Here is a 19659-nt window from a genome sequence, read left to right as displayed (position 1 = left end):
TGTACTCATGTCACTATTGGCATGAGTACATTGCTTTTTACCTTATAATCTCACTGTAGTAACCCTGCGCTTTCACAATTCGATTAACAATAATAATTAGAATTAGGTGGGAGCGCGCTTTGCTCTAAAAAGTTGTCTTATATTATGACTACCCAAAATGTCGTCAAAAAACCCGTTGCCCCGATAACCACAACCAGACGCGGCATTATTACTGCGCTGATCGCGTTCTTTATTTGGGGTGGATTTCCGTTATACTTCAAACAGCTCTCTGATTATGATGCGACGGAGATCATAGGCCACCGTATCGTTTGGACGTTTTGTTGCCTACTGATTGTGTTAGTGGCTACCAAACGTTGGGGATGGATAGAAACGCTCAAGAAAAACCCAAGATGGATTGCGCTATCACTCGTCTCTGGGTTAATTATTGCAACCAACTGGCTGACCTATGTATGGGCGGTCAATCAAGACCGTATCCTTGAGGCCAGTTTGGGTTACTTTATCGGGCCATTGGTTGGCGTTGCACTATCCATGATATTGTTCAAAGAGCGTTTGCGCACGCTACAATGGGTAGCCATTGGCTTTGCATTATTGTCTGTCATCATTCAAGTGGTGATGCTTGGTAGTCTGCCGTGGATATCGTTGATTTTGGCATTTAGTTTCAGTACTTACGGGACGATTCAACGACAAACGCCATTGACTGCTGTCGATGCCATGTTTGTCGAGACTGCGATGTTGGTGCCGTTATGTCTGTGGTGGTTTTGGCAATCTGATGTGGCAAGCCATCAACTGAGCTTTTGGTTTAGCTCAAACATTTGGCTGCTTATGATCGCAGGTCCGATTACGCTAATACCGCTTTTATTATTCAATAAATCTACCAAGCTCGTTGCATACAGTATTCTGAGCTTTATGAACTATCTGACGCCGACCTTTATTTTCTTTTTAGCGGTGTTCTATTATAAAGAACCATTCGATTTACAACGTTTGGCAGTATTTGGTTTGATTTGGTTAGGTCTGCTATTATTCAGCATTGACCTGTGGCGCCATCGTCCAAGTAAAGTGTTAAAAGCGGCGCGCCTACGTGAAGAAGCGCTAAAATCGGTTAAGTAAATATTAATAATACGAAAAAAATTAGCAAACAAGGATGAAAGCATGTTTCATACTCAGTCTGATGTTGTATTTATAAAAGGTCTAAAAGTCGATGCAGTAATTGGTGTTTATGATTGGGAGCGTGCTATCACTCAGCCATTACTAATTGATATCGCGCTTGAAACGGATATTAGCCGTGCTGCTGTGTCAGATGATGTCAGCGATGCGCTGAGCTATAAAGAAGTCTGCGATGATGTGAGCGAGTGGTGCAAAGAGATTCAAGCAAAGCTGCTTGAGCATTTGGCTGGTCAGATCTCTGATAAGATATTTGCAAAATATGACTGTCAAAAAATAACGTTGAGCATTGCTAAGCCTACCGCTATTGCCCAAGCTGATGCAGTCGGGGTACAAATAACGCGCTATGCGCCAGCATCAACCAACGAGCTAGCTACTAAAGAAGCTGCCAAAGAAGTTAATGACAGCCAAGTCGATGATGCATGAAAAGCCCGTGGATTTGAATTTGACAACGTTCACACAATGCGCACCTGAGACTGTGCAAGCGCAACCCGTGGTAGAGCTAGTGTTAGCGCTAGGTAGTAACTATCAAGCTGACAAGTATCTCCCGCTTGCTCGGCAGCGCTTGGCAGCGCTAGGTGAGGTGCGATTGTCTACGGCTTTTCAAAATCCTGATTTTACTGCGACTACCCAATTACCAAAACCTGATTATACCAATCAGTGTGTCCATCTAACATTGACCACACCGATGAGTCTGCAACAACTACAGCAAACTTTTAAAACGCTTGAAGGCGATTGTAATAGATGCCGACAGACTGAGCCGAATCAAGTACGGCAGGTGACGATGGATATTGATATTTTGATGATTAAATTGGCTACTATAGAAAATAGCCTAAGCAAATATTCGATATTTAAATCAATATCTGATTGGATAGTAATGGCAGATCGTTATCCGTTTAAAACGCATGAGGAAGCGGGAGTCAGGGAATTGGCCGTATCTACTGATTAGATGTTTGAATAGCGTTTTTAGGGAAAATTGTTGATAGATTTAGACAGTTAGTGGGGTGACTTATTTTAACTGACACTGACTACATCTGATATTTTTGCAGTAGATAAAACTAAGGGGTGTACAATATATTGTAGGCCCCTTAGTTTTATTTCTTTTACTGAAGTTCTAGTAGTTACTTCTGCTCGTTATCTACGTCATTGATATCAGCACGACCAATCACATCTAAATCTTCTAAACAAAGCTTATCATATTCTTTTTTGCAAAAATTAGGATCAATATCACACATCGCTGACTGCAGTTGATCGAGGCGATTCTCTGACTGTTGGATGTGTTCAAGCATTTTAGCAAAAGCTTCTGCGACAGGGTCTTGTGAATAAGGGTCGATACCATAGGCACGGAAGGTATTGGTACGTTTGGCAGTAGGGGTAGTGTCGTTAGTTTGATCGTTGCTCTCACCAGCTTGCGCGACTTTTTCTTGTTGCTTGGCGTCTTGTACTTTTGTCGCGATTGGATTGCCTTTTTCATCGTGATGATCTGAGATCATACGCGCGGCACTGCCGACCATCGTAGCGCCTGCTGGTACAGGTTTGACTACCACTGCATTCGAGCCGATTTTAGCGTTTTTACCGACTGTAAACGGCCCTAAGACTTTTGCACCAGCACCAACGGTTACACCGTCTTCCAGCGTTGGGTGACGCTTGCCATTATTCCAAGACACACCGCCCAAAGTAACACCATGGTATAGCGTCACGTCGTTACCAATCTCAGCAGTCTCACCGATGACGACGCCGACACCATGATCGATAAAAAAGCGTCTACCAATCTTAGCAGCAGGGTGAATCTCGATACCTGTCATGATGCGCGAGCCGTAGGAGATCACGCGTGCCGCTAGTTTTTGTTCATTGTTCCAAAGGCAGTGAGCCCCGCGATGCAAAACAAGCGCATGTATGCCCGGATAAGTTAGGATCACTTCCAGACTATTACGCGCCGCAGGATCTCGGGTGAATACTGCATCAATATCTTCTTTCAAATCGTTCTTGATATTAATAAGCGATTTGAATAATTTGGATGGCAATGACATAAAGCGTCCTATCTATTCGTCGGTAGAGTGTCGTTGCGAAAACAGCGATGCCTCTAATCTGTGGTCATAAAGTTCGGATAATTAAGAATATATATTTTCGCTAAGCTTCTGCAAGTTATAACAGCTTTATACCGCAAAATATAGTAAAAAGCTGTCAAATAAAGGCAAGCTTATAAACTATGGCTTGTTTTAGTCTTTCGATAGTTTTGCAATCAAAGCGCTTAATAGCTGATACTCTTTTTGATCAAGCTGTAGGCGTGACCCAAGTCTAGACAAGCGTGATGGCAATGACTTTAGATGTTCGCTATTGGCTAGTCCACGCTGCACCATAAGGTCAGTGGTGCGCTGAGTGAGCTGTTGCAGCTGCTGCTGATTAATAGCAGGCTCATCCCATTGCTGACGCAAATTCACATTGATTGTCGATTGGACATCTGTGCTTGTATCCGACTCTAAATTATCAGCTGTCTGAGTGTGCGTTTGAGCATAAGCAAAGATAAAGCTGGCGATGACTTGCACCGCTGATGCGACATTTAGCACAGGGTAAGCAGGATTGGCGTCGATTTGAATATGATAATCGGCATAAGCCAATTCTTCATTGGTCAATCCACGGTCTTCACGTCCAAATAATATAGCAATATTTGGTTTGCTAGAAGTAGCAGCAGATGAGGTATCAACATTACTATCGTCTGCACTTAAAGCTGCCTGTGCATCGATAAAGTCAAACATAATCTTAGCGGCTTGCGTAGGTGTAACGACAGGGCGCGGCATATGACGGCTACGACTGCTAGCAGCAAATACCAACTGACAGCCAGAGATAGCAGACTCTAAGGTAGGTGCAATCAAAGCTGACGATAATAACTCACTGCCACCCGCTGCATGAGACACACTGGTTTCGTCAATCGGTAATTTGGGATCGACAACCGTTAAACGAGACAAGCCCATGGTATGCATCGCGCGGGCAGCCGAACCAATATTGGCAGGCAAAGTTGTATTAACCATGACTACTTGTAGGCAATCAAGATAGTCGTTCACTGTGCGTGATGATACTGCTAATGAAGCGTCGTTACTCATTATTGTCCCAGTCTCTGATTGATTTCTTGTTCAGCACGGTGTAATGCAATGGCAATCTCTTCGATCAGGACGGCTTGCTCATTGATACGGCGCTCACGGCAGTATTCTTGTAACTGGCTGCTAAGACGGACTAATTGAGTCGTACCTAAGTTGGCGCTGGCACCTTTTAGGGCATGCGCAGTTTCAAAGCCATTGGCGTTATCGTCTTTTTGATGGGCAATTCGCAGCGCTGCAACTCTTTGCTTACTATCAGCAAAATATACTTGTATCAAATCAACAAAGTCTTCTTCGAGCAGGTCACGCATGTCCTCGAACTGTTCATGATTGATAATCTCTTCATCAGTTTGTCCGAGCATATTATTATTTGTAGTGTCATCCATGGTGGTTGTCCAATTTATAAAAGTTAAAGCAATAAGATTACTATAATGAATTTTTAAAACGTAATGTACGTCTTAGCTGTAATGGAAATGTAAGTTCTCTTCACTGACCAAAGTCTTTAATGTCTGCAGGTTGTCGTCATTTGGGTAAACGCGCCAGTGCTCAGACAGTCCAACATTTGCGATGCCATAGACTTCATAAATGCTTAGTCCAAGTGGCAGACAGTTATCATTGATAGAAGCGTCAGTATTACTCAGGGCATTATTGGCATAACTGGCTGACATACCGTTTTGATTGGCCGCGTCATGGTTCATGTCGCTCTCTAATGCCAATAAATCATTACCGTTCTCATCATACAAGCTACCACCCATTGCAGGGTCGTAGACATTACTACCGCTGCCACCTTGCTCGTCTTGCTCTTGGTTATAAGCCAGACGCGGCTCAGGAATAATGTCAGCTTGGGCTGATTTGAGTAATGGCTGTAGACGTGTGAGCAGATTAATATCACTACCGTGAACTTTGATACTGATTTTTTTGAGCCAACGTAGTCTCGCATCTACCATGCTCATGGCACTATCAAGACGTGCAAACAAACGTCCATCACGCTCACGGATGCTGCCTTTGATGATGACGACTTCATCGATTTTCAACTGCTCTTTGACACGATTAAAACGCTCAGCGTAGCAGCTGACCTCGAGTCTCGATGTACCATCATCTAAAGTAATCACGTTACGATTACCAAAGTTGGCAATATCTATAATAAGCCCCGAGAAATAGCAGCTGCCGTTATAGCCAGTATCAGTTAACTTATCGAGACGCGCACCAGAGGTATAGCGTTTGAGCTCATCCAAATACTCATTGATTGGATGTCCCGTTAAGTAAAGCCCCAAGGTGTTTTTTTCGGCTTTTAGGCGGTGTTTGTCACCCCAGATGAGCTCTGGCGTCATCACTAACGGCGGCGCTGCGACCACACCATCCATTTCACCAAACAAATCCATCATACCGATTTCGCGGTTTTGACGGTCTTGCTCAGCGGCCTGCACTGCGCTTGGCAATTGACTCATCAAGGCACCGCGAATTTCGTAAGCTTCATCGGCTGGCAGGTCAGGTCGTAGCGTGGCGGCAAAGTCATCAAAACAGCCAGCGCTGACCAATGCTTCAAGCGTGCGTTTATTGACTTTTTTGATATCGACACGGCGACAGAAGTCATACAAGTCTTTAAAAGGACCTTCGCGGCGGCGTGCATCTACGATAGACTCTACCGCGCCTTCACCCACGCCTTTGATTGCGCCAAGACCATAGATGATATTGGTCGGAGTATCGGCAACGAAATGCCATTCACTGCGATTGACTGAAGGATTGACTACAGTTAACCCAAAGTTTTCACGGCAGTCATTGATAAAGAACACGACGTTGTCGGTGTTGTTCATATCTGAAGTTAAGACCGCTGCCATAAATTCGGCAGGGTAGTATTGCTTTAGGTAGGCCGTTTGATAAGCCAATACGCCATAAGCCGCAGAATGCGAGCGGTTAAAACCGTAACCTGCGAACTTTTCCATCAAGTCAAACACACCGCCTGATGTGACTTCATCAATGCCTTGTGAGGTGGCACCCGTGACAAAAATATCGCGCTGCTTTGCCATCTCTTCAGGTTTCTTTTTACCCATCGCACGGCGTAGCATATCCGCACCGCCCAAACTATAGCCTGCCATCACCTGTGAGATTTGCATCACCTGTTCTTGATAGACAATAACGCCATTGGTGTTTTCTAAAATCGGCTCAAGATTGGGATGGTCATAAATGACTTCCTCGCGACCATGCTTACGGTCGATATACATCTCTACCATGCCTGCATCGAGTGGGCCGGGACGATACAGCGCACACATGGCGATGACATCCTCGATATTGGTCGGTTGCAGTTTAGCCAGATACTTTTTCATACCCATACTTTCTAGCTGAAAGACCGCCGTGGTTTTGGCATCTTGCAGCAGTTTATAGGCTTTGCTGTCATCTAGCGGCAAATCTTCTAAAACTAAGGCAGGTACGTTTTCTTTTGCACGGCGCAAATTGATGTTTTCAACCGCAGCGTTGATGACGGTTAAGTTACGTAGACCCAAAAAGTCAAACTTCACCAAACCAACAGCTTCTACATCGTCTTTATCAAACTGGCTGACACGGTGACCTTCATCATCACAGTAAATGGCACTAAAGTCAGTAATCTTGTGCGGAGCAATCAATACGCCACCGGCATGTTTACCGACATTTCGACATACGCCTTCAAGCTTAATCGCCATCTCCCAAATCTCAATGGCATCTTCATAATCCATATTATCAGGATTAGAGATCAAGTCTTTGAGCTGTGGCTCTTGCTCAAGCGCTTGGCTCAGTGTGATGCCAGGCGTTTTTGGAATCAGCTTGGATATTTTATTAGCTAAAAAGTACGATTTGCTTTGTACACGTGCCACATCTCGCACAACTGCTTTTGCGGCCATCGTACCAAAGGTAATAATCTGTGAGACGGCATCACGGCCATAGGTTTGCGCGACATAATCAATAACGCGGTCACGACCTTCGATACAAAAGTCGATATCGAAATCGGGCATGGATACCCGCTCAGGGTTCAAGAAGCGCTCGAATAATAGATCGTAATGAATCGGGTCAAGATCGGTAATGTTTAATGCGTATGCGACCAACGAACCTGCACCAGAACCACGTCCAGGGCCTACTGGTACGCCATTGGCTTTTGCCCAGCGGATAAAGTCCATGACGATTAGGAAGTAACCCGGGAAGCCCATGGATAGAATAATATCTAACTCATATGCAAGGCGCTCATCGTATCTCTGACGGAAGTCGCTCCAATTGTCCGTACGTGCTTCGACAGGAAACAGCTTACCTAAGCGCTGCTCAAGACCGCGTTGTGACTCGGCACGAAAAAACGATTCAATCGTCTCGCCTTCAGGAACAGGAAAATCAGGTAGGACGTTAATCCCAAGTGTCAAGGTGACATTGCAGCGTGTAGCGAGACGCAAGGTATTATCAATGACCTGCGGAATATCAGCGAATAATTGCTCCATCTGAGCTTGTGTTTTTAGATACTGCTCATCTGAGTAAGTCTGCGGACGGTTTGGATCAGCAAGGACATAAGAGCCTGCAATACATACGCGGGCTTCATGAGCATCAAAATCATCCTGCTCTAAGAAACGCACGTCATTATGCGCAATGATAGGGATATTGTGTTTGGCGCCTGAATGGATAGCTGCTCTAATAAAAGCATCTTCGCCTGAACGATTAGTACGCTTGATAGCAAAGTACAAACGATCGTCAAATTTTGCCTGCCACTCAGTAAGTAGTTCATCAGCCTTTTCTGGCATCGAGCCGACCAAAGCTTGACCCACGTCTGACTTCTCTGTGAGCAGTACAATGACACCTGCTGCATGCTCTAAGATATGACTGCGCTTGATAACTGGCGTACCATGATTGATAGGATCAGCGCGACCTTCGGTAAACCCGAGCGATACGATACGGGTAATGTTTTGATACCCTTCGTTATTCATCGCAAGTAAGGTAAGGCGTGTGTCTTCATTATCCATGATAACTTCACTGCCAATAATAGGCTTGATACCCGCACCTAAGCAGGCACGATAAAACTTCACCGTGGCATATAAATTGGACAAATCGGTCAATGCCAAAGCGCGCTGATTGTCAGCCGCAGCAGCTTTTACCAGCGGTTTAATACGCACGATAGAATCGGTGATGGAATATTCGCTGTGAATGCCAAGGTGTACAAATGCCATAGAAGACTCTTACTGGTACGATCAAAGAAATAAGCTACCGATAAAATAATTGATTATTATCAATCAATTATACTGATATCTAGAGGCCGATAAGACCTCGATAGCCATATTGATACGTTTTAAATGGGGTCGTCAATAATAGCATTATTTGCCGCAGACAGCCACAGGTTCAAAGTGTTTAATCTGCGTGAGAGGATTTGTTTTTCTTATTTATTAACATGAAATTTTGCTGCGTTTTCTCTCAATAGTTGTTAGCATAAACATTTGTTTTTAAATAATTGTAATACTATGCCGATTTCACTATATTATTCACGCAATCAAAAAAGACGATAATACTATGAGTAATATTACTAAGCTGCCTGCATTTGGCGACATGTTAAATGCTGGAATACAAACTATAAAAAATTTAAGTACGCGAAATACTATTGGGCGCACTGTATTTTACAGAGAGTTTGAGAAATTAGCGCAAATCGTAAATGATCATAAAGACATCAACTATATGAGTAACTACGATATACGCCATGAATGTCATGATGGTTCGCCTTGCTACGACGAAATTATTGATTTGATCTTAGTATGCTTATCTGCAATGGGCTTGGTTAAGGAAGATAAATTTAGTTTGATTCCTAATCTAAATCAGAACTTTGCCAATTTTATTACTTTCGATGAGAAAGTAACGCCTAAAAATATCATACGTTTAGACCCTTTCGGTAAAGTTTATTTTTGGCTGGCGGGTAATAATTTTAATCAATATATTGGTGAAGGAATACCAAATGGTGATTATATTGCTAACTTTAAACGCTTCGATAGCAAATCTTTTGCTGATTTGCAAAAAGTTAATATTGCTGCTTATGGCAAAAATGGTGACGCACTTATTAGTCATTTGATTGACGAAACTAAACGTCGAACCTCTATATTTATGAATAATTATGCAGATGCTGCTGTTGGTAATGATTTTGTCAAAGTGACGCCTGATATGATCATGGCTCAGCTTGAAAGCTTATCACCTTTGCAGTTTGAGTGGTTTTGTTTGAAATTAATTGAGAGATCCTTAGAGATAGAAAGTCCTGAAAGTAATCTAACATCTCGTCATACAGGGCGGTCTAACGATAATGGTATTGATGGACTAATTATTCAGGACTTTCCAGATGGTGAGGTGCACAATTATTATATACAGGCCAAGCTATATAGTAATGGCAATAATATATCTAATGGCGACTTGAGAAATTTCATAGGTGCATACCCTCCACAAAAAACCAATCATCATGGCATCTTTATTACTACCACTAGCTTTACTAAGCCTGCTCAAGACTATGCTAATTCGACTGATTCGCACAGTCTTATTCTCATTGATCAGATGAACTTGATCGAGTTAATGATGCAACATAAAGTCGGTTTAAAAGAGGTGAATGCCAGACCAAAATTATTATTGGACAATGACTTTTTTGAAAGAATTAAGCTATATTAAAGCAGGTCAGTATTTACTTATTTATACAAGAAAAGCTCTATGAGTTATAGCAACACATAGAGCTTTTTTATAATGACTAGAGACATATATTCATAACTTAGTAACCAACCACCGCTGCATCGACAATACGTGGATCAGACGATCCATAAACACCATTTGGGGTAAGCATAATCGACTGCGTAGAGCCCATCGCGGATTTTGGACTGACGGTATGACCCATTGATTCGAGCTTTTTCACGGTATCGATATTCAGTGCTTTTTCCACTCGAATCTCATCAGGTAGCCATTGATCGTGGATACGCGGCGCATGTGTTGCCTCCGCGATATTCATATCATGGTCAATGACGTTGGAGATAATTTGAGTGACAGTCGTGATGATACGGCTACCACCTGGGCTTCCAGTAACGATATAAGGTTTGCTGTCTTTGAATACGAGCGTCGGACTCATAGAGGACAGCGGACGCTTATTGGCTTCCACCGCATTTGCATCGCCACCAAGTAAACCGTAGCCGTTTGGTACGCCTGGTTTGGCAGAGAAGTCGTCCATTTCATTATTGAGTAGAATGCCTGTGCCATCCGCAACGAGACCAGTACCATAAGAGAAGTTTAACGTATAAGTATTGGCTATGGCATTACCTTCTTTATCAACGATAGAGAAATGCGTGGTCTGATCACTCTCGTACGGCAGAGGGTTGTTAGCTTTGATAGTAGATGCTGGCGTGGCTTTATTGGGATCAATCAACGTACGCAGTTTGTCCGCATAGGCTTGTGACGTTAAGCCGCTGGCAGGTACATCGATAAAGTCAGCATCTCCCAGATACTCAGCTCGATCTGCATACGCTAACTGCATCGCTTCCGCCATTAGATGAATAGTCTGTGCGCTGTTTTGTCCGTAGTCACCCAGCGGATAGCCTTCTAAGATATTTAAAATCTGCACGATATGAATACCGCCAGAGGAAGGCGGTGGCATAGAGACAATCTCATAGCCACGGTAGTAGCCTTTGACAGGTTCGCGAGCAATGGCTTGATAATTGGCCAAATCTTTCAGGCTCATGCTGCCGCCTGCTTCGTTGACTGCTTTGACCAGTTTTTGAGCGGTTTCACCCTTATAAAACCCATCGGTACCCTGTACCGCAATCCGCTTTAGCGAACGCGCAAGCTCAGGCTGCTTTAAACGTTCGCCCGGCTGATAAGCGCTGCCATCAGGCTTAAAGAACACTTTTTTGGTACTTGGCCATTTCTGCAAGCGATCACTCAACGCCGTGAGTGACTCGGACAAGCCAGCGGTGACTTCTATGCCGTCTTCAGCCAGTGCTATCGCTGGTGCCATGACTTGCTCGCGGCTCATCGTACCATGCTCTTCTAGTGCTTTTAGTAGTCCTGCTACTGTCCCTGGCACGCCAACGGCCAAGCCATGATAGCGAGATAAGTCGCTGACAGCATTGCCTGCTTCATCGAGGTACATATCGCGCGAGGCGCTACTCGGTGCTTTTTCACGGTAATCAAGCGCCACCGTTTTGCCTTGCTTGGCATCATAAATCATCATAAAACCGCCGCCACCGATATTACCTGCGCGCGGCAAGGTCACTGCTAGGGCAAAACCAACCGCAACGCCAGCATCTACCGCATTACCGCCGTCCTTTAGAATCTGTAAACCGATGTCAGAGGCAAGCGCTTCTTGGGTAGCGACCATGCCGTTTTTTGCCCAAACTGGATGATGAATGGCGTCTTCAGAATAGATGGCTTGGTCACTATTAGCATTGTTAGCATTGTTCGATGTGGTGCTAAGGGTATTTGTCTTCGCTCGCGTGATGCGCTTGGTTTCAGAGAGTACCATTGGACTATCAGCCATGATGGCCAAGTTTATAGCACTGGTATTGATTGATGTATTGTTGACCGTCGCATTACTTATTGAGGTCGTTGGCTCTACAGCCTGTGCGGATATAGATAGCAGTAGCGTACTGGTAATGAGCACGACGCTAGATTTGAGTAAGGTATTAATTTTTGGTTTACGCTGCTGAGCGGTTCGATGGTGGCGAGATAATAACTGTGACATCGCAAAGTCCTTTTTACGCGAGTGGAAGGAATAGAGCTAGGAAATAGATAAGTCTAAATAGTAACGAAAATATGAAATAGTAGAAAGTTGTTTATTATCTTTTGTGGTGTACGCTTTTATAGCGCTTAGCTGTAAAAGCTCTATTTCAAATCGGCGGAGCTAATTTTCAAGCAAATGAAGCTAATGATAAGACAGCAGTTATAAAGAGAAAGTTATCTATGAATGAAGAAATTCTTTAAAAATATTCGCTAATATTACTAAATTGTAACGTCTTGTGATATAAATAACGGTACCAATGTACACTCATTATCGACTGTCTATTCATACAAAGAGATTACTATGTCATCACACCATATTAATAACCGCAATCGACAGCGCTACTCTGAGACGGCGCCTGCTTGTTTACCTAACACTGATCATAAAAACTATAATGGTAAAAATAACAACGGTCATCTATATCCAACCGGTAAATTGACTTCTATCGCATTGCTAGTTAGTAGTGCCTCGCTTGTACTCGCAGGTTGCCAATCAACTCCAGCCAGCTCAACTGCCAATCTGTCGTCGAATAGCAGCGCCTCTAGTGCCATGATGGACTTTAGTGTCGCAGATACCGCGCAGAGCCAACGTCAAGGTCAAGCTTTTACTGTCAGTCAAAACGCTCAGGCCGCGCGTTATGAGCAGCTGTTTGATCAAGAGAAGTATCCAAGTACCGAAAACCAAGCCAAGTCGCACTTGTTAGCAGCCATTCGTCAGCACTTGGCGACCGAGCATGTGGCAGTCGCCACAGCCAATTATCGATCAGCACCATTCATTGACCCAGATAGTATCGACGCAGGATCTAGTAGCTTGCTCAGAACGATTATAGAAACCTACGTGTATCAGCCTGAGGGTATGTATGATAGTAGCGATGATGAGGCGCAAGCTGAGGCTAGAGCAGAATTAGCAGCGGTAGGTGTAGAGTCGAATAAATGCAATGAAAACGAAGATGATGACGCTTATGAAGTCTGTGTGGTAGAGGGTATTAACTACGATTATGATGATGCGAAAGATTCCATAGAGTCCGACTACCCTAGTGACTATGATAAGTCTAGAGCAGAAGCTGAAGCAGAAAGAAGAGCTATTGCTGCTATATTGGCTGAAGCAGGGGAGAATGAGCCGACGAGCAGTGATGCTAGCAGCGATAACGAGTATGCTTACGATATAGCAGATGACTATAGCAGCGATGATTACAGTAGTGACGACTATGATAATTATGATGAATACAGTAGCGGTGCTGAAGGTATGCTCTCAGGGATGTCAGGGTTAAGTCCTAAATCAATGGCTGCAAAGTATGAAGCCATGCAAATGGCGAAACAGCAAGCTAAGACAGAGACGGTAAATCGTGGCAGCCTACCAATGTCATCTACAGGCATGATTGGCAATATACTTGATATGTTCCATCGTACTCCTGAGCAAATAGCTGCATCCAATGCTTATCAGTATGAGCATTTAACATTCAATAGTGTCAGTCAATACCGTCCCAAGCAGCGCCAACTACAAAGCGCCTATAGCTACGACTACGCCACACCAACGATTAGCTCATCAATACAGATACCGTTAGCATTTGATTTTAATAACAGCAGTGTCGTAGTAGATCCATCGGCCATTATGCCGATTGTTGCACTTGTCAATCCTGAGAATACGCCATTACCATCACAGATGACCTCGCATACGGTGAGCTTTGGTTTGCCTGAAAGCATCACGGCACAGTTGCCACCAGCGGTGCTCTACGATGCAGTGCTCAATGCGATACAGAACAGTATGGCTGAGCTCGCGCCTGAGCATTTTAGCGCAGTAGATATCAGTGGTGACACGTTTGCCAAAGAAGTCGGTGCGACTCGCGCCGTAAAAGTCTATTTCGGTAGTCAGCAAAGCGGTGAAGTAATTGGCAAGATGCTCAAATATGTAACCAAATCACTGCAAGAATACGTAGATGCCAATCCAGATAAATATCCTGATGGTGCTGCACTGAAGACAGCACTGGCTAAAGCGCAATTATACAATAAAGGCTATCAAAGCGCGGATATCGGTTCGCTATTGCAGCTGATCGAAGCCATCGGTCCTATCTCGTTTAATCAAATCAACTACTATTACTTAGACAGCTCAGATCGACTGCTGGCCAAGCAGCAACGTGTCAATATCGGTAGTGATTTTATGGGGTCGACCACAACCATGCTAAACCAAGTACGTTACGATAAAGCCAGCTTTAACCATCATGCCTTGACACCATTGCTTACAGAGTCTTTTGGTTCAGACGCTACGCCTCCTATCGATGGCAATGCATGGATGGCTAAGCAGCGCGATAAAAAAGACAGATTACAAACGGCTCGCTATGCACGCTACGACTATCAAGATAGCGGTGTCGAAGGTGCTTATAGCAGTAATGAATATGGCACTGATGAGTATGGTAACGATAATGACAATGGCGCAGACGCTGTCGATGAGAGCCGAGTTGACGATGCTCAAGATGATATGAATGAAAAATAGAAGTCAAATGACATTATCTCATTGCATTTACGCTCATATCTATTAAGGATAAAAAATGAAAACAGTACATCACACCATTGCACAACGTCTACCATTTAAGACTAAAAACAATCTGCTAGTCACCAGCGCATTTTTGACAGGGGCGCTGTTGTTAACAGGTTGCCAGTCTACCAGTTTGGGCCAGTCCAACACGGCGGCTGTAAAACAAGCACCTAGCATTGCCAAAAAAACACTAGAAACAGCCCTGCAAAAACAGCGACGTCAGTCCTTTAGCTATCATAGCAATCTTGAAATTGGCAATAACCAACAATTTACAGATGCTGATGCCGATACTAATACTAGTACGGAGAAAATGGCGGCATCAGACTACATAGATGAACATTGCGAAGAGACACATGACCAAGCGTACGCCGCTCTAATCCTGCAAGCAGAACAGCAAAACAAAGATATCTTAGCGGTGGATTACGATACTAAGCGTGACAGCATAAGGCAGTCGTATTTTGAGTGCGTAGCTGCCTATCATGCATGGGATGACCATCAATACGATAGTGATGTAAAAGTAGCACCAGATTATCAAGCGCTATTTGATAATTATGAAGATAAACAAAGACCGTTAGATGTGAAAAAAGCACAGTTATTAGATGAGTATCTACTAAAGCCGCTTTCTATCGATTCTCAAGGGATTTATCAACCGATGGCAGGCAAGGCTACGATGCTCGCTAGTGCACAATATCAAGCACGTAATCATCACAGCAGTATCAACCAGCCTATTTATATGGATTTTAAAAACGGTGATATTTACCTATGGGCAGATAATTTTGCGATTCTAAACTCAGAATTGTTAGATAATAAACTCGGTACAAAATGGCAAAACAAATGGTTAAAAATACCCATTGATGATGGTACGTTACCTAAAGGGTTTGGTGGTGAAGTAATCAAAAGCCACTTTGCGGCGTTAGATGCGACTTATGATGCGGCTCCTGTTAGCCAGTTTAATTATGTTGCTCCTAACTCACTTGCTTCACTGTCTCCAAAACTGCCTGCGCACCAGTTATCGGCTATGCTACCAAGCGATCAAATCATTCGCCGAGTACAAAGCTTTGGGGATTATCAAGCGTCGCAACAGAAATATATGCAAATTTTCTACGATCGGATCAGTGAAAAATACCCAGAGCTAGTACAAGAACCCGAACCGATGACAGCGTTTGAGTCGATTCAAAATCCAAAGGTATTCACCAGTAAGTCTATAGTACAAAAAATACTGGCTATGATAAAAAATCAAATGAATGAGGAAGCCACGACAGGTGAGACCGTTGCCAATACAGAAGTACAGGAACTGTACGGGTTTGATAAACGCGGTCAACTCAAATGGGAGCACTTACGTCGTCAGTTAGATAACACTAGCGAAGCGAATAACAATAAGGGTATGAGGATAGATGTGTTGCAACAGTATTCTGCTATCGGCACTAAGGATTTGGCGTTCCCTAACCTACCAAGCAATGTGCAGTCGCCGAACGCTAGCAATAGCATTGATTTACGAAAGTATGCTCCAGAGCTGCTGCAATACTACCAAGATGGTAATGGCACGGCAGTAGGTAAAATGGTCTTTAACATGTTGCCGATGGTCAGAGAGCGTTTTGGTTCGGTTGAGTAACTGGTTAGAGTATTAATGAGTAAATAGAAAGCATTATTAGTTTTTGAACAGGATAATTTTGCATTAAAAAAAAGCGCACCTATTAACGGCGCGCTTTTTCATTTTATACGTATACAGCTAGGTAAAATAACACTTTTCCGGAGTGGCTTATTACATACCTTGATGCTGTTTGTCATGGCCTTTACGATCTTTTGAATGCTTGCGACCTTTTTCTTGTCTCTCTGACTTCATCTGTTCCATCTTTGCACGTTGCTCAGCAGTCAACACTTGAGCGATGGCATGTTGGGTTTGTACACGTTCGATAAAGCGTTGCTTTTCTTTTGCCGCACGTTGATCAGCCAGACGGTTTAAAGCAGCAGTATTCAAAGTGCTGGCATTGGTCAGCGCTTGTATTTGCTGATCCATTTGCGCGCGTTCTGCTTGATGTTCTGCACGGTCAGCAGTGCGATCGCCACGTTTGTTTTGCATGATGGCTTTGATTTGCGCTTGCTGTGTCGCTGTTAGATCCAATTTTGACATTGGGCCTCTCATCTCACCTTTTTTCATGCCATCTTTGTGGTTCTTTTGCATTTGCGCAGTTGGCGTTGTATCAGTGGTTGCGTTAACGCTGGTGCAAGCGGTTACTGTAAATATGCTAGACGCTGCTAATACTGAGCCTAATAGTAATTTTTTCATCATAATATCCTTGATTACATTGAGTTTGATTTCATAAGCACTAAATTTTTATCTCGCAAGTAGCATCTGTTGAACGTTATCGCTCGTTATGGTCAGCCATCTTAGAAATGCAATACTTGCTGTTGATATGAGTATATTACGACAGTTAAAGGTTACGAACATTTATGAAGTATTAAGAAAGGTAACGTTTCTGGTGAATTGGCAAGTGCTTGCCTGATAATATGGTTAACTACAGTCTACCGACAATAAGAATGCCACGGCGGCAATTTCGCTAACCATATCACAATGACACTTGTACGCGGATTTATTGCGTCATGATTACTATAGAGTGATTGGATTGAGTAAATAGAGATAAATAAAAATTAAAGGAGAGAAGTATGCCAAACATCCTGATAGGCGATGACGACGAAGAGTTGACTCAGTTATTGCAAGAGTACTTGGACAATCACGGTATTCGCTGTGACTGCGTGCATGATGGTGCAGCAGTCATACAACGACTCAAAGCGGTAGCACACGAAGATACGGTTTATGATTTACTCGTGCTCGATATTATGATGCCAAAACTGGATGGATTGAGTGTCCTGCGCCAATTACCAAATATTATCGATATTCCAGTCATTATGCTGACGGCAAAAGGGGAAGAGATTGATCGTATTATTGGTCTAGAGCTTGGTGCCGATGATTATATTACCAAACCTTGTAACCCACGAGAGCTGCTGGCACGTATTAATGCAGTGATTAAACGTACCAATACGACCGCATCAGAGCATACTCCGTTGCCAGAGAGTCGTTTGCACCTCGATCAAAACCAACGTGCCTGTCAGATAGATGGGGTGACGCTACAAGTCACTGGTACAGAGTTTGATCTGCTCGTGGCTCTACTCAAGCAAAAAGGGGAGGTGGTCAGTAAAGCATGGCTGTCAGAAAACGTTTTGCAGCGTGAGTTACAGCCATTTGACCGTAGCCTTGATGTACATGTATCTCGCTTACGCAAAAAACTTCAACCTTTCCACGATGAGCCAATAAAAGCGGTGCGTGGAAAAGGTTATCAACTGGTGCTGTAATGACGGACATATCGATGAAAGCTGCTGAGCAGAATCTCAAAAAAGCACCTAAGTTTAAGGTGCGCATCACCTTGTTTTGGCGTCTGTTTCTGAGCCTATTACTGACGATTTTAATCACCTCTGTACTGTCCATCGTGGTAGAACGCTGGCTAGCTGAAAAAGAGCTGACCTCTCGTATGGACGTGCAAATCGATAGCCTATTAATAAAGCGTAAAGAGATGGTCGCGTCACTACGGGCTGGTGATGTAGAGTCTGTCAGGCAGATGTATCGTCAAGACCGCCAGTTGATGAATCAAATCAGAGTCTATGATGAGCAGGGCGCTATTATATTCCCGCGTTACCGTGAAAAAGATGAGCGCGCGCAAGGACAGCTGCAAAGTGGTCGGCAGCTAATGGATCGTGCAATACAACCGTTGCAGCAAATACCGTCTAGACCGCCTAGAATAGAGAGTAATGTTTATGGCGTAGAAGGCCGCAATGCTGACAATAGACTGCGCCAACACGACAATGAGATACCAAAAGATGAGCCGTCTTTTTGGCAAAAATTTCTAAAACCAAGAACAGCAAGTAGTGCCGCAGTGGCTGATATCGATACTCGTCCTGAATTGGCCGATATGTCTGTTGAATTACCTGATGGTCAGTCAATTATCATACAGTTGCGTCCGCACTTGCGTTTCTCAGACGTGGTAGAAATACAGCACGGTAATTTTCCAATCCGTTTGCTATTGATTGTTATCTTTAGTGTATTGGTCTGCATATGGCTCAGTCGTACGCTAACCCAGCGAATTGGCCGTGTACAAAATACCGTACACCGTATGATTGATGGTAACTATCAAGCCAACCCAGAACTGTCCAAGATGGGCGATGATGAGTTGGGGCTACTTGCCAAAGACGTCGCCCATCTATCGACGAGACTGGTTGACAGTGAGCTGGCACGTAAGCAGATGCTCAGTGATATCTCACATGAGCTGCGTTCGCCGCTTGCTCGTCTGGATGTAGCGACTGAGCTGACTCGAGACTTTGCGCCCAATGCCAATCGCTATCTAGACCGTATCGATAAAGAATCTACACGAATGAATGAGCTAATTGAGCAAATCATTCATATTCAATCCCTACAAATGCAGCAATATACCGTCGATAATTTGGAGAGTGAGGCAGTCGACATATCTGACATCATTAGCAGTATCGGAGAGGATGTCTGCTTTGAGTTTCAACATAAAGACGTGCATTGGCAATGGCAACCGCCTGTAGCCTCAGCGTTAGATAGTTTGGAAGGATTTTGGACAGTCCAAGGTAATGCAGAGCAGTTATATAGCGCACTTGAAAATGTCATTCGCAATGCTTTTATGCACACGGCAGCGGGTTCGACAGTGATTGCTGAAGTAAAGGCAATACAAATGGATAATAAGGCACCAGCTGTTCAAATTAATATAACAGACGAAGGTGGCGGTGTCGCAGAAAAAGACTTAGAACGTATTTTTCATCCTTTTGTGCGGCTCGATACTGCTCGGCATCGTGATACTGGCGGCTATGGTCTTGGATTGGCCATTGTTCATGCTGTAGTTATGGCGCATAAAGGATATATCAATGCTCATAACCGGCAAGATGGTATTCAAGGGTTGGTGGTTCAAATAGTGCTACCTAGCAGATAAAAAGATAAATAATGCAGAAATAATTTATGTAACCAATATGCGCTTATCATGTATTTTTAATGTGTATAAGCGCATATTTGATAGTAGATAAAAGCTGACTCTTTTTAAAACCGACGTAATTTATTATAAA

General features: G+C 43.6%; 14 protein-coding genes. 8 read left to right on the top strand and 6 right to left on the bottom strand.

What is annotated here, in order from left to right:
* Positions 1–144: 144 nt before the first annotated feature.
* From rarD to Q0788_RS12930, 3 genes are read left to right on the top strand one after another with little or no spacing between them, the layout of a single operon-like run.
* Complete coding sequence (gene rarD, locus Q0788_RS12940) at positions 145–1107, top strand: EamA family transporter RarD (protein WP_298811346.1); 963 nt, start codon at positions 145–147, stop codon at positions 1105–1107.
* Positions 1108–1149: 42 nt separating this feature from the next.
* Entirely contained in the window at positions 1150–1587 is a 438-nt protein-coding gene (gene folB, locus Q0788_RS12935; RefSeq protein ID WP_298811343.1) for a dihydroneopterin aldolase, read from the top strand.
* Positions 1562–2110 carry a 2-amino-4-hydroxy-6-hydroxymethyldihydropteridine diphosphokinase gene (locus Q0788_RS12930; RefSeq protein WP_298811341.1) on the top strand — a complete coding sequence of 183 codons (549 nt, stop codon included), beginning with the start codon at positions 1562–1564 and terminating at the stop codon, positions 2108–2110. Before folB ends, Q0788_RS12930 begins: the two co-directional genes overlap by 26 nt.
* 172 nt (positions 2111–2282) lie before the next feature.
* Here Q0788_RS12930 and cysE read toward each other — a convergent pair whose 3' ends face one another.
* The 4 genes from cysE to dnaE all read right to left on the bottom strand — a co-directional run bounded on the left by cysE (position 2283) and on the right by dnaE (position 8434).
* Entirely contained in the window at positions 2283–3191 is a 909-nt protein-coding gene (gene cysE / locus Q0788_RS12925; protein ID WP_298811339.1) for a serine O-acetyltransferase, read from the bottom strand.
* A gap of 189 nt (positions 3192–3380) precedes the next feature.
* A complete protein-coding gene (locus Q0788_RS12920; protein WP_298811336.1) occupies positions 3381–4262 on the bottom strand; it encodes an RNA methyltransferase in 882 nt (293 codons plus the stop codon).
* A complete protein-coding gene (locus tag Q0788_RS12915; RefSeq protein ID WP_057759831.1) occupies positions 4262–4642 on the bottom strand; it encodes an Hpt domain-containing protein in 381 nt (126 codons plus the stop codon). The genes Q0788_RS12920 and Q0788_RS12915 overlap by 1 nt, the downstream gene beginning before the upstream one ends.
* A 72-nt stretch (positions 4643–4714) precedes the next feature.
* Positions 4715–8434, bottom strand: coding sequence for a DNA polymerase III subunit alpha (gene dnaE, locus Q0788_RS12910; protein ID WP_298811328.1), 3720 nt, complete (start codon positions 8432–8434; stop codon positions 4715–4717).
* 337 nt (positions 8435–8771) lie between these two features.
* Here dnaE and Q0788_RS12905 point away from each other — a divergent pair, with 337 nt between their 5' ends.
* A complete protein-coding gene (locus Q0788_RS12905) occupies positions 8772–9902 on the top strand; it encodes a restriction endonuclease (RefSeq protein ID WP_201579632.1) in 1131 nt (376 codons plus the stop codon).
* A gap of 97 nt (positions 9903–9999) precedes the next feature.
* On the opposite strand, the gene ggt is transcribed toward Q0788_RS12905, so the two are convergent.
* Positions 10000–11958 carry a gamma-glutamyltransferase gene (ggt, locus tag Q0788_RS12900; RefSeq protein WP_298811325.1) on the bottom strand — a complete coding sequence of 653 codons (1959 nt, stop codon included), beginning with the start codon at positions 11956–11958 and terminating at the stop codon, positions 10000–10002.
* 339 nt (positions 11959–12297) lie between these two features.
* On the opposite strand from ggt, the gene Q0788_RS12895 reads away from it, so the two are divergent.
* Positions 12298–14484 carry a hypothetical protein gene (locus Q0788_RS12895; protein ID WP_298811323.1) on the top strand — a complete coding sequence of 729 codons (2187 nt, stop codon included), beginning with the start codon at positions 12298–12300 and terminating at the stop codon, positions 14482–14484.
* A 55-nt stretch (positions 14485–14539) separates the two neighbouring features.
* The gene (locus Q0788_RS12890; RefSeq protein ID WP_298811321.1) at positions 14540–16138 is read left to right on the top strand and encodes a hypothetical protein; all 1599 of its coding nucleotides are present in this window, start codon (positions 14540–14542) and stop codon (positions 16136–16138) included.
* A gap of 150 nt (positions 16139–16288) precedes the next feature.
* Here Q0788_RS12890 and Q0788_RS12885 read toward each other — a convergent pair whose 3' ends face one another.
* The gene (locus tag Q0788_RS12885; RefSeq protein ID WP_201567212.1) at positions 16289–16813 is read right to left on the bottom strand and encodes a Spy/CpxP family protein refolding chaperone; all 525 of its coding nucleotides are present in this window, start codon (positions 16811–16813) and stop codon (positions 16289–16291) included.
* Between the two features lie 377 nt (positions 16814–17190).
* Here Q0788_RS12885 and Q0788_RS12880 point away from each other — a divergent pair, with 377 nt between their 5' ends.
* Both Q0788_RS12880 and Q0788_RS12875 read left to right on the top strand, forming a co-directional pair.
* Entirely contained in the window at positions 17191–17877 is a 687-nt protein-coding gene (locus tag Q0788_RS12880; protein ID WP_057759848.1) for a response regulator transcription factor, read from the top strand.
* 14 nt (positions 17878–17891) lie between these two features.
* Positions 17892–19529 (top strand): ATP-binding protein, encoded by a 1638-nt coding sequence (locus Q0788_RS12875; RefSeq protein ID WP_298811318.1) that lies wholly within the window; start codon positions 17892–17894, stop codon positions 19527–19529.
* Positions 19530–19659: the final 130 nt, after the last annotated feature.

This window comes from uncultured Psychrobacter sp., assembly GCF_947500265.1.
In the GTDB taxonomy this organism is placed as follows: Bacteria; Pseudomonadota; Gammaproteobacteria; order Pseudomonadales; family Moraxellaceae; genus Psychrobacter.
This window is presented reverse-complemented; position numbering and strand designations above follow the sequence as displayed.

Excerpts from the sequence above, each read along its gene's own strand:
- Q0788_RS12895 (WP_298811323.1), top strand. The coding sequence starts at position 12,298 with ATGTCATCACACCATATTAATAACCGCAATCGACAGCGCTACTCTGAG.
- Q0788_RS12930 (WP_298811341.1), top strand. The coding sequence starts at position 1,562 with ATGACAGCCAAGTCGATGATGCATGAAAAGCCCGTGGATTTGAATTTG.
- rarD (WP_298811346.1), top strand. The coding sequence starts at position 145 with ATGACTACCCAAAATGTCGTCAAAAAACCCGTTGCCCCGATAACCACA.
- dnaE (WP_298811328.1), bottom strand. The coding sequence starts at position 8,434 with ATGGCATTTGTACACCTTGGCATTCACAGCGAATATTCCATCACCGAT.
- folB (WP_298811343.1), top strand. The coding sequence starts at position 1,150 with ATGTTTCATACTCAGTCTGATGTTGTATTTATAAAAGGTCTAAAAGTC.
- Q0788_RS12915 (WP_057759831.1), bottom strand. The coding sequence starts at position 4,642 with ATGGATGACACTACAAATAATAATATGCTCGGACAAACTGATGAAGAG.
- Q0788_RS12885 (WP_201567212.1), bottom strand. The coding sequence starts at position 16,813 with ATGAAAAAATTACTATTAGGCTCAGTATTAGCAGCGTCTAGCATATTT.
- Q0788_RS12920 (WP_298811336.1), bottom strand. The coding sequence starts at position 4,262 with ATGAGTAACGACGCTTCATTAGCAGTATCATCACGCACAGTGAACGAC.
- cysE (WP_298811339.1), bottom strand. The coding sequence starts at position 3,191 with ATGTCATTGCCATCCAAATTATTCAAATCGCTTATTAATATCAAGAAC.
- Q0788_RS12905 (WP_201579632.1), top strand. The coding sequence starts at position 8,772 with ATGAGTAATATTACTAAGCTGCCTGCATTTGGCGACATGTTAAATGCT.
- ggt (WP_298811325.1), bottom strand. The coding sequence starts at position 11,958 with ATGTCACAGTTATTATCTCGCCACCATCGAACCGCTCAGCAGCGTAAA.
- Q0788_RS12875 (WP_298811318.1), top strand. The coding sequence starts at position 17,892 with ATGAAAGCTGCTGAGCAGAATCTCAAAAAAGCACCTAAGTTTAAGGTG.
- Q0788_RS12890 (WP_298811321.1), top strand. The coding sequence starts at position 14,540 with ATGAAAACAGTACATCACACCATTGCACAACGTCTACCATTTAAGACT.
- Q0788_RS12880 (WP_057759848.1), top strand. The coding sequence starts at position 17,191 with ATGCCAAACATCCTGATAGGCGATGACGACGAAGAGTTGACTCAGTTA.